The organism is Cohaesibacter marisflavi (assembly GCF_963665895.2).
Lineage (GTDB): Bacteria > Pseudomonadota > Alphaproteobacteria > Rhizobiales > Cohaesibacteraceae > Cohaesibacter > Cohaesibacter marisflavi.
In genome coordinates this window covers 3546432-3560000 of the sequence record NZ_OY762534.1, presented here as the reverse complement: position 1 = coordinate 3560000, position 13569 = coordinate 3546432, and the positions used below count along the sequence as shown (strand labels likewise).

The window sequence follows — 13569 nt, the reverse complement described above, 5'->3', positions numbered from 1 at the left end:
GATGTGAGAGCATCGAATTGAAGCCCCGGTAAACGGCGGCCGTAACTATAACGGTCCTAAGGTAGCGAAATTCCTTGTCGGGTAAGTTCCGACCTGCACGAATGGCGTAACGACTTCCCCGCTGTCTCCAGCATAGACTCAGTGAAATTGAATTCCCCGTGAAGATGCGGGGTTCCTGCGGTCAGACGGAAAGACCCCGTGAACCTTTACTATAGCTTTGCGCTGACAGTTGTGTTGGCATGTGTAGGATAGGTGGTAGGCTTTGAAATTTGGGCGCCAGCTCAGATGGAGCCATCCTTGAAATACCACCCTTGTTGTCATGGCTGTCTAACCGCGGTCCGTTATCCGGATCCGGGACAGCGCATGGTGGGTAGTTTGACTGGGGCGGTCGCCTCCCAAAGAGTAACGGAGGCGCGCGATGGTTGGCTCAGACCGGTCGGAAATCGGTCGTTGAGTGCAATGGCATAAGCCAGCCTGACTGCGAGACTGACAAGTCGAGCAGAGACGAAAGTCGGTCATAGTGATCCGGTGGTCCCGTGTGGAAGGGCCATCGCTCAACGGATAAAAGGTACTCCGGGGATAACAGGCTGATGATGCCCAAGAGTCCATATCGACGGCATTGTTTGGCACCTCGATGTCGGCTCATCGCATCCTGGGGCTGGAGCAGGTCCCAAGGGTTTGGCTGTTCGCCAATTAAAGCGGTACGTGAGCTGGGTTCAGAACGTCGTGAGACAGTTCGGTCCCTATCTGCCGTGGGCGCAGGAGAATTGAAAGGAGCTGACCCTAGTACGAGAGGACCGGGTTGGACGCACCTCTGGTGGACCTGTTGTGGCGCCAGCCGCATTGCAGGGTAGCTATGTGCGGAAGGGATAACCGCTGAAAGCATCTAAGCGGGAAGCCCACCTTGAGACGAGTTCTCCCTGAGAGCCGTGGAAGACCACCACGTTGATAGGTCAGGTGTGGAAGCGCGGTAACGTGCGAAGCTTACTGATACTAATAGCTCGATAGGCTTGATTACTCTCATTTGTCTATATTCATTCAAAGCGGGTTGCTCTTTAGCAACACGAAAAAACTAAGCGCTAGGTGATTGGATAAAATCACCGTTAGCAACTCCAGCTTCTCTGTTTGTTATTCGCCGGCCCGGTGGTTATGGCGAGGACACCAAACCCGATCCCATCCCGAACTCGGCCGTTAATATCCTCTGCGCCAATGGTACTCCGTCTTAAGACGTGGGAGAGTAGGTCGCTGCCGGGCCTGCTAATAACAAACATTCAAAAACCCCCCGTGCTCCATAAGCCGGGGGGTTTTTGCGTATATGGACAATATATATAGGCTCAGGAATCCGTGTTGCCCCAAGCATGAGAAAAGCCCACACGAAACAATCCTGTGGGCTTTCCTTTGGTGTCAAGAGTTCTGCGGGGACTCTTCACGAAGTTGAATTGAAAATGAAGTCGGGCATCAGAGGCCCATGGCCTTAAGCTCCTGCAACGGTGGGATGGTTTCATACATGACTGGATCAAGACGATCCCAAAGAATACCGCAAGTCGGTTTGTGCGGTCCGTCTACCGTAATTGTGCGCGTTGGGGTGAAAATGGCATCAGCGACGGTGTCATAGACATCCGGTGTCAGCTCTTCTTCAAGCAATTGGCAATCATGGACGACTGCAGCCGAGGGGGTATCGGTCGAGATCCGCCCGATCTGGTAAAGCATACCCCATTCGCTATCAAAGAAGCCATGCCCCTTGCCAAAGCGGATGCCCATGGTGTTGATGGCGCCTGTGCCGGTGACCATATAGTCCACCTTCGGCATGTCTGCGAGATCCTTGAGGCTTACTGGCTGTCCAACCCGCTCCATGCCATCAAGTGTAGAAGCATAGAGATAGAGCTCGGTTGCGATTTTTGCTGGATCCAGCAGCCAGAAGCCGCGCTTGATCGAATAGGTCGTCATCAGAACTTTCTTGCCATCTTCGAGCGCTTTTAGGCGCAGGCGATCGAGGCAATTGTCCGGCGTGATGAAGATGTAATTCGAATTCTGATAGAATTCATGGTCCACGAGCCGCTGTACAGCCTCTTCACCACCCTCAAAATCGGCGATGAACTCACCAAAATCGAAATGAAATCGGCTATCGGGGACGGCAACTTTGCGCAATTCGCGCCAAACGCGTTCGCGGACTTTGATTTTGTGATCAACAATATCCACCATGTTGAAGCTCCGTGATGTCTTATTGGGCAGGTGCCATGCCGCGCTTTGAAAGTACGCGCTGTTCGATGGCGACTACGATTTGATAGAAAAGAACGGATATGAGAACTGAAACCACGGAAACCGACCAGATCATGCCATAGTCCAGATATCCGCGGGATTGGTTGAGCAGATTGCCAAGGCCTTTGCCGGTGGCAAGCCATTCGGCAATCATTACGCCCAAAAGAGCGCGGGGAACGGCCAGTCTCGTTGCAGCGAAGAGATAGGGCAGGGAGGCAGGAATCGAAACCAGCCAGAGTTGTCTGAACGGTCCGGCGCCATATGCCTTGGGCACCTCAATAGCAGCCCGCGACACCATGGACAGACCTTGTGCCATGGTAACAAAGGCCGGAAAGAAGGTCACTGACACGGTGATCCAGAGGATTAGCGAAGGGCCGCGCCCCAGAATGAGGACCAGCAATGGTGTCAGTGCGACCAAAGGCATGGTCTGGGTGACAAGCGCAACGGGCATGAAGCCGCGGATGATGGCCGGATAAAGCACTGAGCAGAGCGCCAGCGCAAAGGCGAAGGACAGGCCAACCGCCATGCCGACCATGGTCATGGGCAGCGTCTGGCCGAGCGCTGTAGCCAGCTTGCCAAGACTAACAAGACTGCTGGGCATCATGAAGAGATAGTCAAACAGACCAACCGGTGTCTTGGCGATCATGGCGGGGGTGCCCATGATGGCGAGCATAAGCCACCATAAAAGGAACGGCAGGGCAAAAGAAACGGTGCCGAGCGCTAACGTGAGTACCATACTCTTCTCCGCTTTGGGCGCCGGAGGGCTTGCAGGCACGGTAACAGCCTTCGAGGTGCCAGTCAGGCGCGTGGCGATGAGAGAGAAAAGAAAGTAGGCGAGCCCGGCAATCACTGTTGCCGAAAGACCGATACCCCACAGTCGATCGGGCTCGCCCCGGCCGAGTGATCCGATCAGATAGACTCCAAGTCCAAACCGACCACCTCCGCCGAATTCTGCAAGAATAGATCCCAGAACCGCATTCGGGGCTGCGACTCTGAGCCCGGACAGAATGGCTGGAATGGCGCTGCGCATCTGGGCATAGATAAGGGTTTTCCATTGCCGCCCACCATAAGCATGCACGACATCGACAATACGTCGGTCTGTCTGCTGGATGCCGGTAACAGTGGCGCTCATGGTTACGAAATAACAGCCGATCGCCGCCAGAATGATACGCGGTGTCATGTCAGAAAAGGTAATGACGAGGATCGGTGAAACGGCAATAGGGGGCAGCGCAAACAGCGCCACATTAACCCCGCGTGCCAGCCGCTGTGTAAGGGGGAAGGTGGCAAACAGCACACCCGCCGCTATTGCCACAGCGTTGCCGATGAGGAAACCTGCTCCTGCACCTTCCAGAGTGGCCCAGATATGTGGCGGATAGTCGGCCCAATCAACCCACATGCGGGCCAGAATTGCAGACGGTGCTGGCAATGCTCCATCAGCAACCAGCCGCAATTGTCCGATGATCTCCCAGAAGACAAGCAGCAACAGCCAGTTGCGCACGGTCGAATAGCGGGCCAGCTTCTGCCGCAAAGAGAGAACACTTTCGGTCTTGGCGGCGGGCGTCTTAGTGGCCATCCAGCGCCTCCGCGATTTCCTTTTCCAAGGCGTGGAAGGTTGGATGTGCAAATAGATCCGGCGTACGCGGACGATCAAACGGCACATCGATAATGCGGCTGATCCGACCGGGTTTGCTCTGCATGACAACCACGCGGTCTGCAAGGAAAATGGCTTCATCAATGCCGTGGGTTACCAACAGGGTGGTGGCGTTGCTTTCCATCCAGATGCGTTGCAGCTCTACATTCATCTGTCGGCGCAGGATCTGGTCAAGAGCCCCAAAGGGCTCATCAAGAAACAGGATTTCGGGGCGGGTGACGAGGGCGCGGGCAATCGCTGCGCGCTGGCGCATGCCTCCAGACAATTCACCAGGCAGGGCCTTTTCAAAGCCATCTAGCCCGACCAGCTTGACCAGCTTGGCCACTTCGTCGTGATAAGCGCTCCGTTTGCGCCCGAGGACGTCCAGAGGCAACAGGATATTGTCTTCCACGGTGCGCCAGGGCATCAGCGCGGCATCCTGAAAGGCGACGCCGGTCTTGCCGCTCTTGGCAGCGGCCTGCGGTGTCATGCCGGAAATAAGCACTTGGCCAGAATCAGGTGCGTCAAGCCCCAGAGCCAGCCGCAACAAGGTAGACTTGCCACAGCCCGACGGCCCGATCAGCGCCGTAAAGGAGCCTTCCGGACAGTCAAGGGACACATCGCACAGCGCCTGAACGAGTGTGCCGCGGCCCGTAAAGGACCGCGACACCTGATTGATTGTTATACCGTGCTCGGCATTCATTAGATTTCTTCCAGCAGAGAGGTATCGAAATACTCGCGTTTGGCCGCGATGCCCACTTCTGCCAGCGCCTTGATGTTGGCTTCGATGGCTTCTTCGCTCATGGAGAAGATGCCGCCTTCCGCTTCGATCAGAGACTTCTGAGCTTCGTTGAAGAAGAGTTCATTCTCGATGGAACGGCCCGTGCCCTTGAACCAGCTGTCCGCAAATTTCGGTGGATAGACAGTGGTGTCCTTGAGATTTTCTTCCCAGCCTTTGCGAGAGGCACGCAGGAAGGAAACCAGTTCCTTGCGCTTGCTCTTGAGGGTTTCTTCGGTGACCACGACCGTGTCGTTAAAGATGGTGAAGCCGAAATCGTAGAGCAGGAAGGAGGTCGCATCAGCACCGGCCTGCTTGATGGTGAAAGGCACGTTGGTGGTGAAATCGAGAGACGCGTCGATTTCGCCCTTGATCAGCGGTGTTGGATCATAGGCATAAGGCACGATGTTGATCTTGGAGCGATCCACACCGGAAATTTTCAGCATGGCTTCAACGGAAATCACGTTGACCGGCGGCACGGCAAGGGTTTTGCCGATGAGATCTTCAGGGCTCTTGATCGGGTTGGACGCAAGCGACACGATACCGATCGGGTTCTTTTGATACTGGGTACCGATGATCTTGAACGGTGCGCCCTGCTCGGCAATCGCCTTGATGGTGGTGTCCGGCGTCGTCAGCGTCAGATCAGCCTTGCCTGCGATGATGGTGCTTTCAGGGATGACATCCGGTCCGCCGGAAGCATAGGAAAGGTCCAGGCCTTCCTCAGCATAATAGCCTTTGTCCATGGCAACGAAATAGCCGGTGAATTCGGCATCGTTGATCCAGGAAGCCTGAAAGGCGAAAGGGCTTGCAGCGCTGGCAAAGCGGCCCATGGTTGGCAGGGCTGCGCCTGCGGCCATCAGGGAAAGAAATCGGCGTCTGTCCAGAGCAAGTCTCATGATCAGTGTCTCCATTTGTCTCGGGAAGGATAGCGGTCTTTTTAAAAAACACCCCTGATCCGAGCCAACTCGGCCAGAGGCGGAATGTCCATTATTTGCTCTTTGCTCAAGAGATCCCAGCGGATGCCGCGCGGCCGCCGCTCGTTTCTCTCAACCCGGATCAGCTTCTCCGGTGTGGCGATCATATCGATGGCGATGTCGAGATCGCTGGCGATGACGGTTTCGTCGGTCACCTGCACATCATGCACGATAGAAGCGACAGGCGTTGTTTCTTCCATCAGGCCGAGATCTGTGAACATGCCCCATTCCAGATCGAAATAGGCGTGCCCCTTGCCAAAGCGGATGCCTTTGGAAGAAACAGCAGATGCGCCGGTGGCGGCAAAATCGAAACTCCCCTTTTGCGCAATGCCTTCCAGCGAAATGGGGGTGGCGAAATGCTCCATGCCCTCAAGCCATGAAGCATAAAGCTCGGCTCCCTTGGGCACGACGCCCGGCGCGAGATAGAGAAATCCACGCCGGATATTGAAAGTGGACATGACCAGCGGTATGCCCGCTTCGATCATGCGTTGGCGCAAAAGCGTAAGGGAATTGTCAGGTGTCACGAATGCGAAGCGACAGGCCTTGAAGGCGTCATCTTGCAGAACCCGTTCGGTTGCCTGCTCAGAGCCGTCGAAATCGGGGATCACTTCGGAAAAATCGAGATGAAAGCGCGCGTCAGCCCGTGCGACATCTTTCAGTCGCTGCCATATGCCTTTGCGTATGAGACGGGATTGACTCATTCTGCCTCCTTGTTTCTCGGTTTCATAATCATGAAACTGTTGTTTCATTATTGCAAGAGGGCTGCTAATCTTTTTTTATGAGACGAACAAGAATCGGAGGGTTTCATGGCATCACGCCTCGTGCTGAGAATTCAGGAAAGATACTCAAGGCTGACTGCCGGAGAGAAAAAGCTCGCGAGCCTCATCCTGGATCGGCAAGATGACATCCTCACGCACTCGGCGACCGAAATTGCTGAAATGGCAGGGGTTTCCAAGGCCACCGCTGCGCGTTTCTTCCAGCATCTGGGCTATGCCGATTTCAACGAAGTTAAATTGCAAGCCCGTGAAGAGCGGAACCAGTCCGAGCCTTACGAATTGTCTGTAACCAATTCTGAACAAGTGGCCATGGGTCGTGCCATTGGCGCCCATCTGGAGCTTGAATTGAAGAATCTGACACGCACTTTTGAAGAATTGCGTTCTGACAAGGTGCGCGAAGCGGCCGAACTGATCGACAACGCTCCGCGCATTTGGGTGCTCGGGTTGGGTACAGAGGAAGGCATTGCTCGCTATGCGCGCCTGATCTTCTCCCGCTTGCGGCACGGCGTCATGATTCTGGGCATCAATCAGGGGTCATGGGCTGAAGATCTGGCCATGACTGGCCCCAAGGACGTGTTGTTGTTGATCACCCTGCCACCACGGTCGACGCTGCTCAAATCGATCTTGAACTATGCCAAGACCAGCAGGCTAAATGTTGTCACCATCACGGACCGGACATCCCTGTTTGAAATGCAGCGGGTTTCCAAGGTGGTGTTGCCCTGCCATGTATCAAGCTTTGCTCTTGGCGCGTCGCATACCGCTGTCAGCAGCGCGATCCGCCTTCTGGCTCTGACCTATGCAGCCCATGCCGGAAAGTCGGCGCAGCAGCGGGCCGAAATCGTCGATAGCATCAAGGAAGATCTCGGCGGGTTGTGAGGGGGGGGAGTTCAGTCGGAGCTGATGACGGCTTCGACATCGTCCCTGTGGCAAATGCGAGCGAAGGCGCTACGCTCGAACTTGCCTGCCGTGGCCAGCAGATAGCTGTGCCTTGCCACCCCGAGAGCCGCCTGCTTGATGGCGATCTTGCGCTGATCGAAATCCATGACACTGCCACTTGTCTCAATACCTGAGCAGCCGATCAGGGCGTAATCAAGCCGCACATCGCGCAAATTTAGAACCGCCTGTTCCCCTACAAGAGAGCCATCCTGACCAGCCATGACCCCGCCAAGCACATGTACCGCATGCCGTGTATGATCGAAATTGGCAGCAACCCGCATGCTGTTGGTGAGAATGGTCAGGGACGCAAGCTTGTTGAGCCGTATGGCTGCGGCCTCCATGGTTGTGCCCACATCAATATAGAGTGATGACCCCGGTGCAACGAGATCTGCAACTTTCTGCGCGATCAGGTCTTTTTCCTCGCGATTCTGATGGGCCTTGTAATTGTGACCCAGCCGCAAGGTGCTGGTGCCTTCTGCCCGGCCAGCCCCCCCATGGAAGCGCTGTAACAGACCGGCATTGTCCATGGCGATGATCTCGCGGCGAATTGTCTGGGCCGAAACGCCGAAGCTGTCGGCGAGCGCTTCAATGGTGACAAAGCCGCTTTCTCCCACAAGGGTGAGAATGTCCTGCTGTCTTTTTGAAAGGGTGTCCATGGCTTTCGCCCCGAATTTTCAAACTGTCGTCATTCTGACATCAAAGAAATTGTAAATTATCTTCCAAATTAATTATTGTGTAAGATAACCTACACAACCTATTGCGGGAAAGGCAAGCGGAATGATCAATTTGCAAATCGATGATCAGGGCACAATATGGCAGTCTGACGAAACCTGGCTTGATAGTTGGCACTGGCGTTGGATGCCTTCGGACGCGCAAGGGGTATCAGGCTCTAAGGGGGCTCGGCAGACCATCGATGGGCTTGAAGCTGTGCGACACGTCTATGCGCAGAAGAATACGAGAAAGATTCCCGTTGGCATTATCGGCCCCAACGAGCCTGACGCGGACATGTTGAAAGCTGCCGAATTGTTGGGTGCAAAACTGGCCGAACTGAATGTGCCAATTCTGTGCGGCGGGCGCGGTGGCGTCATGGAAGCGGCCAGCCGCGGCGCATTTCTGCAAGGCGGGCTGACCATGGGCTTTTTGCGTGGTGACGATTGGCGCGACGCCAACGATTACATAACCATTCCGCTTGCAACGGGGATTGGCCATGCGCGCAATGCCCTGATCGCGCAAGGCTCACAGGCGCTGGTCGCGGTTGGCGGACAATATGGCACCCACAGTGAGGCCGCCTTCGGACTGGTGTTTGGCAAGCAGGTTTTCGGGCTGTGTCATGCTCCCGACATTGACGGGGTGCAGCATAAGGAAAGTGTAGAGGCCGTTCTGGAGGCTCTTGTTCCCGTGCTTCTCCACCTGCCAGCATCAACAAAGAGCGATGCGTCATAAAACTTACATCTATCTCCGATATCTGTAAATTAATTTACATTTATCGGAGATAAACCGTGATCCAGCTCAAGTCGCTGACGCGCATATTTGATGACAAGCCGGTTCTGGATGCCATCAATCTGGAAATTCCGGAAGGGAGTTTTACCTCCCTTTTGGGGCCATCCGGATGCGGCAAATCCACCTTGTTGCGCATTCTGGCCGGTCTTGATCAACCTTCCGCTGGTACGCTGTTGTTTGATGGCGAAGATGTGCGGGAGAAAAGCGCGACCCTCCGCAATATCGCGATGGTGTTTCAGTCCTATGCGCTTTATCCTCATATGACGGTGCGGGCCAATATCGGGTTGCCGCTGGCGATGCGGTCCATGAGCCGCCTGGAACGGCTCCCGCTCGTGACGGCCCTGTTGCCTTCTGCGCGACGCAAACGGGCAGCCAACGGGCGTGAAGTGGAGCGGATTGCGGCCATGCTTGGCCTCACCGAGTTGCTTGAACGCAAGCCTTCAGAGCTTTCCGGTGGGCAGAAGCAGCGTGTTGCTGTCGGGCGTGCCTTGGTGCGAGACCCGAAGGCCTTTCTCTTTGATGAGCCTCTCTCCAATCTTGATACCAAGCTGCGCGGTCAGATGCGCGAAGAAATCAGCCTGTTGCATAAGCAGACCGGTAAGACCTTCATTTATGTCACCCACGACCAGACGGAGGCTATGAGCCTGTCCGATCAGGTAGCGGTGATGATGGAAGGACATATTTTGCAGGTCGCACCGCCGCGCATTCTCTATTCGAGACCCGCGAACACCAAGGTCGCGGCCTTCGTCGGTGAGCATCCGATCAATCTGCTGACAGTCAAACCGGTAGGCACAGCACTTCAGTCCCCCTTTGGGGCCTTTGTTCTATCTGAAGCTTGGGATGGAGACATCATTCTTGGCTTGAGGCCAGAGAATATCGCGCTCGTCGAAAACGGCCCTCTTCAGGGCCGGGTGACGCGGGTAGATTATCTGGGCGGCCACACATTGCTTGATGTGGAGCTGTCCGAAGGCATTTGCTTGCGGGTTGCTGATGAGGAGGGGCCGCTTGTGCCTGCGGTGGGCAATGTTGTGCAGTTATCCATCGCACCGCAGAAGATCCATCTGTTCAAGGCTGAAAGTGGTGAGCGGCTGCCCCTTGAGGTCAGACAAAGAGGGGAGGCCGTATGATGGCTTTGTCCCCCCGTCAGCTCTCCGCGCCGCACCTCAAGGAAGCCGCGACAACCCTGTCGCTGGCAGGGCCCGCGACCCTTGCCATGCTGGTACTCATTTTCATTCCCTCGCTTCTCGTGGCGGTCTTCTCTTTCACCGATTACCAGTTTGGCGCCCGTTCCTTTCACTGGGTTGGGCTTGATAATTACGTGACCCTCTTTACCGACCGGACGGGCCGTCGTGCGGTCACCAATACGCTTCTCTATGTTGCGGTCGTGATGCCGCTGTCCATGATTTTCTCGCTGGTTGTTGCCCTTGGGGTGCAGTCGGTTTCAACCTGGAGCCCGAGGCTGGCGACCATGTTGCGCACGGCTTATTTCATGCCTGTCGCCGCGACATTGGTCGCCATGGCGACGGTGTTCCAGATGTTGCTTCACCCCAGCCTCGGCTTGATCAATCAGTTGATCGGGCTGGTGGGCATTCCGGGCCAGTCATGGCTCTCCGATCGCGGGCTGGTGCTCTATACGTTGGCCGCCATCGGCATATGGGAGACCATCGGCTATAATATGGTGCTGTTTCTGGCCGGGCTCACGGCCATTCCCTCCCAGCTTTATGACGCCGCAGAAATCGACGGTGCCAACAATTGGTGGGATCGTTTCTGGACCGTCACATGGCCCATGTTGGGCCCCACCACCCTGTTCGTTCTGGTGGTAACGGCGACCCGTTCCTTCCGCGTCTTTGAAACCGTCGCAACGCTCACGCAGGGCGGACCGGCCTATGCCTCCGACACGCTGGTCTATGCGATGTATCGTGAGGGTTTTGTCTATTTCAAGGCGGGCTATTCCAGCGCCATCACAGTGGTCTTCTTTGTGGCCGTGCTCATCCTGACTCTGACTCAGGTAAGGATCGTTGAAAAGAAGGTGCATTACCGATGATCGCTGCCCGATACCTTTCCCGCGCCGTAAGCCTTGGTCTTTTGCTCCTGGGGGCAGCCATCATCCTGTTGCCTTTCTTCTGGATGATCTCCCTTTCCCTAAAGCCAGCCGACGAAATTTTTCAGGACAGCATCCAGCTGCTGCCCAGCCATTTTGAATGGAACAACTATGTGGTGGCCTTTACCAAGATGCCCCTCTGGCGCTTTCTCATCAATGGCATCATCGTCTGCGGCGGCATTCTCATCCTGCAAATTCTGATTGCCGTGCCGTGCGCCTATGCGCTCACCCAGCGGGACTTTCGCGGCAAGGCGATTGTCATGGGGATGGTGTTGGCCGGATTGCTGGTGCCCTATCATGTAACAGCCATTCCCCTGTTTCTGGGCCTGTCACAATTGCGCCTGCTGGATAGCTATGCAGCCCTGATTCTGCCTTTTATCGCCTCGGTGTTTGGCATTTTCCTGTTCCGGCAGTTCTTTGCCACCATCCCCAAGGATCTCATCGACGCCGCACGGGTGGATGGCTTGAGCGAAATGTCCATCGTCTGGCGCATTGCCTTTCCGCTCGCATGGCCTGCGGCCACGGCTTTTGCTGTCTTCTCAGTGGTCGCCCATTGGAATGATCTCTTTTGGCCGCTTATCGCTGTATCCAGTCCGGAATTGGCGACGCCGCCGCGCGGCATTCTGTTTTTCCGTGATGTGGAAGCGGGCTCAAGCTTCGGGCCGCTGATGGCGGCAACCGCCATTGTCACCGCGCCGCTGGTGCTCGTCTTCCTTATGGCTCAGCGCGCCTTCATTCAGGGGCTCACCATGACCGGCCTTAAAGGATAGGGCGACGGGCTCTGCACCCTTGCTTTCTTCGTGGGGCCGGTTCTTGGGCGCACGAAGGAGCCGAACAAGAAAGAAAAACGGCGTAAAGGCAAACAAACGCCAGACAAGCATGACTTGAGGGCAACCAGCTTTTTCCCTCAACCCGAAAAATTATTGCGTATCTTGGATAGGAAACGTCACTATGAAAAAACTACTCATTGCCTCTCTTGCTGCTGGCCTGTTTGCCACGGCTGCGGCAAAAGCTGAAGACATCACCCTGCGTGTGCATTATGCCAACCCGACATTGTGGACCGAAGTCCAGCAGAAGCTGGCCGATGGTTTCATGGCAAATAATCCGGACATCAAGATCCAGTATGACAGCCCGGCAGAAACCTATGCCGATGGCGTCCAGCGTCTGCTGCGCGAATCCGTTGCTGGCAACCTGCCGGACGTGGCCTTTGTGGGCCTTAATCGCTGGCGTATTCTGGAATCCCGTGAACTGGCCCAGCCACTTGATGGGTTGATTGGTGATGAAGCTGCTTTTGAGAAAGATGGCTACACCCGCGCTCTGCGTTCTCTGGGGCAATATAAGGGCAAGCAGTGGGCTCTGGCGGCCTCTGCCTCCACGCTGGTCATGTATGTGAACCCCGATCTGGTCGAAAAGGCCGGTGTGTCTCTGGATGCATTCCCGCAGGACTTTGACGGTCTGATTGATCTGGCTGGCAAGATCAATGCTTTGGGCGACACGATTGACGGTGCCTGGATTGCTGCGCATGACTGGCGCTTCCAGTCGGTGCTGGGCTCCTATGGTGGACGCCCGATGAATGAAGACGAAACCAAAATCACCTTCGACAGCGAAGCAGGCGTCAAGGCTGCTGAATTCTATGGTCGTCTCGCCAAGGAAGCCGGCATGAAAAACTATTCCGGCAACGATGCACGTCAGGCTTTCGTTGCTGGCACGCTGGGCATCTATATCGATAGCTCCTCTTACCTTACGCGCATGGTCGAAGGGGCCGGTGATCGCTTTGATGTCACGCTGTTGCCTTTCATTACGGCGGCCAAGGACAAAAGCTCCATCTACTTCCCGACCGGTGGCTCCGCAGTGGTCATGCTGACCGATGATGAAAAACGCCAGCAGGCAGCGTGGAAATATATGCGCTATGTAACGGGTCCGGATGCGGCCAAGGTCATCGTTGAAAATACCGGCTATGCACCCACCAATGCCATCGTTCTGCAGGACGACACCTATCTTGGCGACTTCTATGCAAAGAACCAGAATGCCAAACGGGCGCACGCTCAGGTGTCTGCCTTTGCGGGGCCCTGGTATTCCTATCCGGGGTCTGAAGGTGTCGCCGTGACAGATATGATCGCCGCAGGCCTTGTGGATGTGATCGACGGGGCGGATGCGGAAAAGACTATCAAGCAGGTCGCCAGTGATGTGAGTGCAAAGCTCGGTTTCAAATAGACGGTCTTTGTCCTTTTTCGATTTGGAGCGCGCTTTACAGATCTGGCGTTTTCACTCGCCCTCTCCATCGCAAAAGTGCGCTCCTTTAAAAAGAACCCCTCCCGTAAGCGGCCCTGCTTATGGGAGGGGTTTTGTCTTCTGGATAGTTGGAGAACGGAACAGAGGCTTCTTGTTCGAACATTGGATTGTCCGTGACTTTCCGTATCTATCAGAACGACATGCCTTCTTTGTTTCGACTGCGAGCCGATAGGGCAAAGCCCTCAGTAAATTTACTTTAGTTGTATGGAAAACAATATTTCATTTGCGCTTCACAGGCTTGTATGCGTAAAATTTGAGCAAGTCTAAATTTAAGGCATTTTCGCTCTTGTAGGCGAGCAAAGCACGATAAAATTCATAGAACG

12 protein-coding genes and 2 rRNA genes (1 of these 14 cut by a window edge) are annotated in these 13569 nt (G+C 55.3%); 8 read left to right on the top strand and 6 right to left on the bottom strand.

Features of this window, described 5'->3' with window-relative positions:
- Nucleotides 1-1018: ribosomal RNA gene (locus ACKPCT_RS16915) — 23S ribosomal RNA — on the top strand; it begins 1719 nt to the left of the window's first position.
- 121 nt (nt 1019-1139) lie between these two features.
- Nucleotides 1140-1254 (top strand): 5S ribosomal RNA (rrf, locus tag ACKPCT_RS16910).
- A 204-nt stretch (nt 1255-1458) separates the two neighbouring features.
- Here rrf and ACKPCT_RS16905 read toward each other — a convergent pair.
- The 5 genes from ACKPCT_RS16905 to ACKPCT_RS16885 are packed head-to-tail and all read right to left on the bottom strand — an operon-like array spanning nt 1459 to nt 6342.
- Entirely contained in the window at nt 1459-2202 is a 744-nt protein-coding gene (locus ACKPCT_RS16905) for a 5-formyltetrahydrofolate cyclo-ligase (RefSeq protein ID WP_319567482.1), read from the bottom strand.
- 19 nt (nt 2203-2221) lie between these two features.
- Entirely contained in the window at nt 2222-3832 is a 1611-nt protein-coding gene (locus ACKPCT_RS16900) for an ABC transporter permease (RefSeq protein WP_319567481.1), read from the bottom strand.
- Entirely contained in the window at nt 3822-4592 is a 771-nt protein-coding gene (locus ACKPCT_RS16895; RefSeq protein WP_319567480.1) for an ABC transporter ATP-binding protein, read from the bottom strand. The genes ACKPCT_RS16900 and ACKPCT_RS16895 overlap by 11 nt, the downstream gene beginning before the upstream one ends.
- Entirely contained in the window at nt 4592-5563 is a 972-nt protein-coding gene (locus ACKPCT_RS16890; protein ID WP_090075194.1) for an ABC transporter substrate-binding protein, read from the bottom strand. Before ACKPCT_RS16890 ends, ACKPCT_RS16895 begins: the two co-directional genes overlap by 1 nt.
- A gap of 41 nt (nt 5564-5604) precedes the next feature.
- Nucleotides 5605-6342: a 5-formyltetrahydrofolate cyclo-ligase gene (locus ACKPCT_RS16885; protein ID WP_319514967.1), complete on the bottom strand. Its 738-nt coding sequence runs from the start codon at nt 6340-6342 to the stop codon at nt 5605-5607.
- 105 nt (nt 6343-6447) lie between these two features.
- Between ACKPCT_RS16885 and ACKPCT_RS16880 the strand changes: the two genes are divergently transcribed.
- A complete protein-coding gene (locus ACKPCT_RS16880; RefSeq protein ID WP_319567479.1) occupies nt 6448-7293 on the top strand; it encodes a MurR/RpiR family transcriptional regulator in 846 nt (281 codons plus the stop codon).
- An 11-nt stretch (nt 7294-7304) separates the two neighbouring features.
- Here the strand turns inward: ACKPCT_RS16880 and ACKPCT_RS16875 are convergent, their stop codons facing one another.
- A complete protein-coding gene (locus tag ACKPCT_RS16875; RefSeq protein WP_319567478.1) occupies nt 7305-8009 on the bottom strand; it encodes a DeoR/GlpR family DNA-binding transcription regulator in 705 nt (234 codons plus the stop codon).
- A gap of 121 nt (nt 8010-8130) precedes the next feature.
- Between ACKPCT_RS16875 and ACKPCT_RS16870 the strand changes: the two genes are divergently transcribed.
- From ACKPCT_RS16870 to ACKPCT_RS16850, 5 genes are all read left to right on the top strand, one after another.
- Nucleotides 8131-8796: an SLOG cluster 4 domain-containing protein gene (locus ACKPCT_RS16870; protein ID WP_319567477.1), complete on the top strand. Its 666-nt coding sequence runs from the start codon at nt 8131-8133 to the stop codon at nt 8794-8796.
- Between the two features lie 56 nt (nt 8797-8852).
- Nucleotides 8853-9980, top strand: coding sequence for an ABC transporter ATP-binding protein (locus tag ACKPCT_RS16865; RefSeq protein WP_210186829.1), 1128 nt, complete (start codon nt 8853-8855; stop codon nt 9978-9980).
- Nucleotides 9977-10897 carry a carbohydrate ABC transporter permease gene (locus ACKPCT_RS16860; RefSeq protein WP_090075180.1) on the top strand — a complete coding sequence of 307 codons (921 nt, stop codon included), beginning with the start codon at nt 9977-9979 and terminating at the stop codon, nt 10895-10897. Before ACKPCT_RS16865 ends, ACKPCT_RS16860 begins: the two co-directional genes overlap by 4 nt.
- A complete protein-coding gene (locus tag ACKPCT_RS16855; RefSeq protein WP_319567476.1) occupies nt 10894-11724 on the top strand; it encodes a carbohydrate ABC transporter permease in 831 nt (276 codons plus the stop codon). Before ACKPCT_RS16860 ends, ACKPCT_RS16855 begins: the two co-directional genes overlap by 4 nt.
- Nucleotides 11725-11905: 181 nt before the next feature.
- Nucleotides 11906-13168: an ABC transporter substrate-binding protein gene (locus ACKPCT_RS16850; RefSeq protein WP_319567475.1), complete on the top strand. Its 1263-nt coding sequence runs from the start codon at nt 11906-11908 to the stop codon at nt 13166-13168.
- Nucleotides 13169-13569: the final 401 nt, after the last annotated feature.

What these genes read in the sequence shown, in the direction of transcription:
- ACKPCT_RS16905 (WP_319567482.1), bottom strand. Translation starts at nt 2,202, where the DNA reads ATGGTGGATATTGTTGATCACAAAATCAAAGTCCGCGAACGCGTTTGG.
- ACKPCT_RS16900 (WP_319567481.1), bottom strand. Translation starts at nt 3,832, where the DNA reads ATGGCCACTAAGACGCCCGCCGCCAAGACCGAAAGTGTTCTCTCTTTG.
- ACKPCT_RS16895 (WP_319567480.1), bottom strand. Translation starts at nt 4,592, where the DNA reads ATGAATGCCGAGCACGGTATAACAATCAATCAGGTGTCGCGGTCCTTT.
- ACKPCT_RS16890 (WP_090075194.1), bottom strand. Translation starts at nt 5,563, where the DNA reads ATGAGACTTGCTCTGGACAGACGCCGATTTCTTTCCCTGATGGCCGCA.
- ACKPCT_RS16885 (WP_319514967.1), bottom strand. Translation starts at nt 6,342, where the DNA reads ATGAGTCAATCCCGTCTCATACGCAAAGGCATATGGCAGCGACTGAAA.
- ACKPCT_RS16880 (WP_319567479.1), top strand. Translation starts at nt 6,448, where the DNA reads ATGGCATCACGCCTCGTGCTGAGAATTCAGGAAAGATACTCAAGGCTG.
- ACKPCT_RS16875 (WP_319567478.1), bottom strand. Translation starts at nt 8,009, where the DNA reads ATGGACACCCTTTCAAAAAGACAGCAGGACATTCTCACCCTTGTGGGA.
- ACKPCT_RS16870 (WP_319567477.1), top strand. Translation starts at nt 8,131, where the DNA reads ATGATCAATTTGCAAATCGATGATCAGGGCACAATATGGCAGTCTGAC.
- ACKPCT_RS16860 (WP_090075180.1), top strand. Translation starts at nt 9,977, where the DNA reads ATGATGGCTTTGTCCCCCCGTCAGCTCTCCGCGCCGCACCTCAAGGAA.
- ACKPCT_RS16855 (WP_319567476.1), top strand. Translation starts at nt 10,894, where the DNA reads ATGATCGCTGCCCGATACCTTTCCCGCGCCGTAAGCCTTGGTCTTTTG.
- ACKPCT_RS16850 (WP_319567475.1), top strand. Translation starts at nt 11,906, where the DNA reads ATGAAAAAACTACTCATTGCCTCTCTTGCTGCTGGCCTGTTTGCCACG.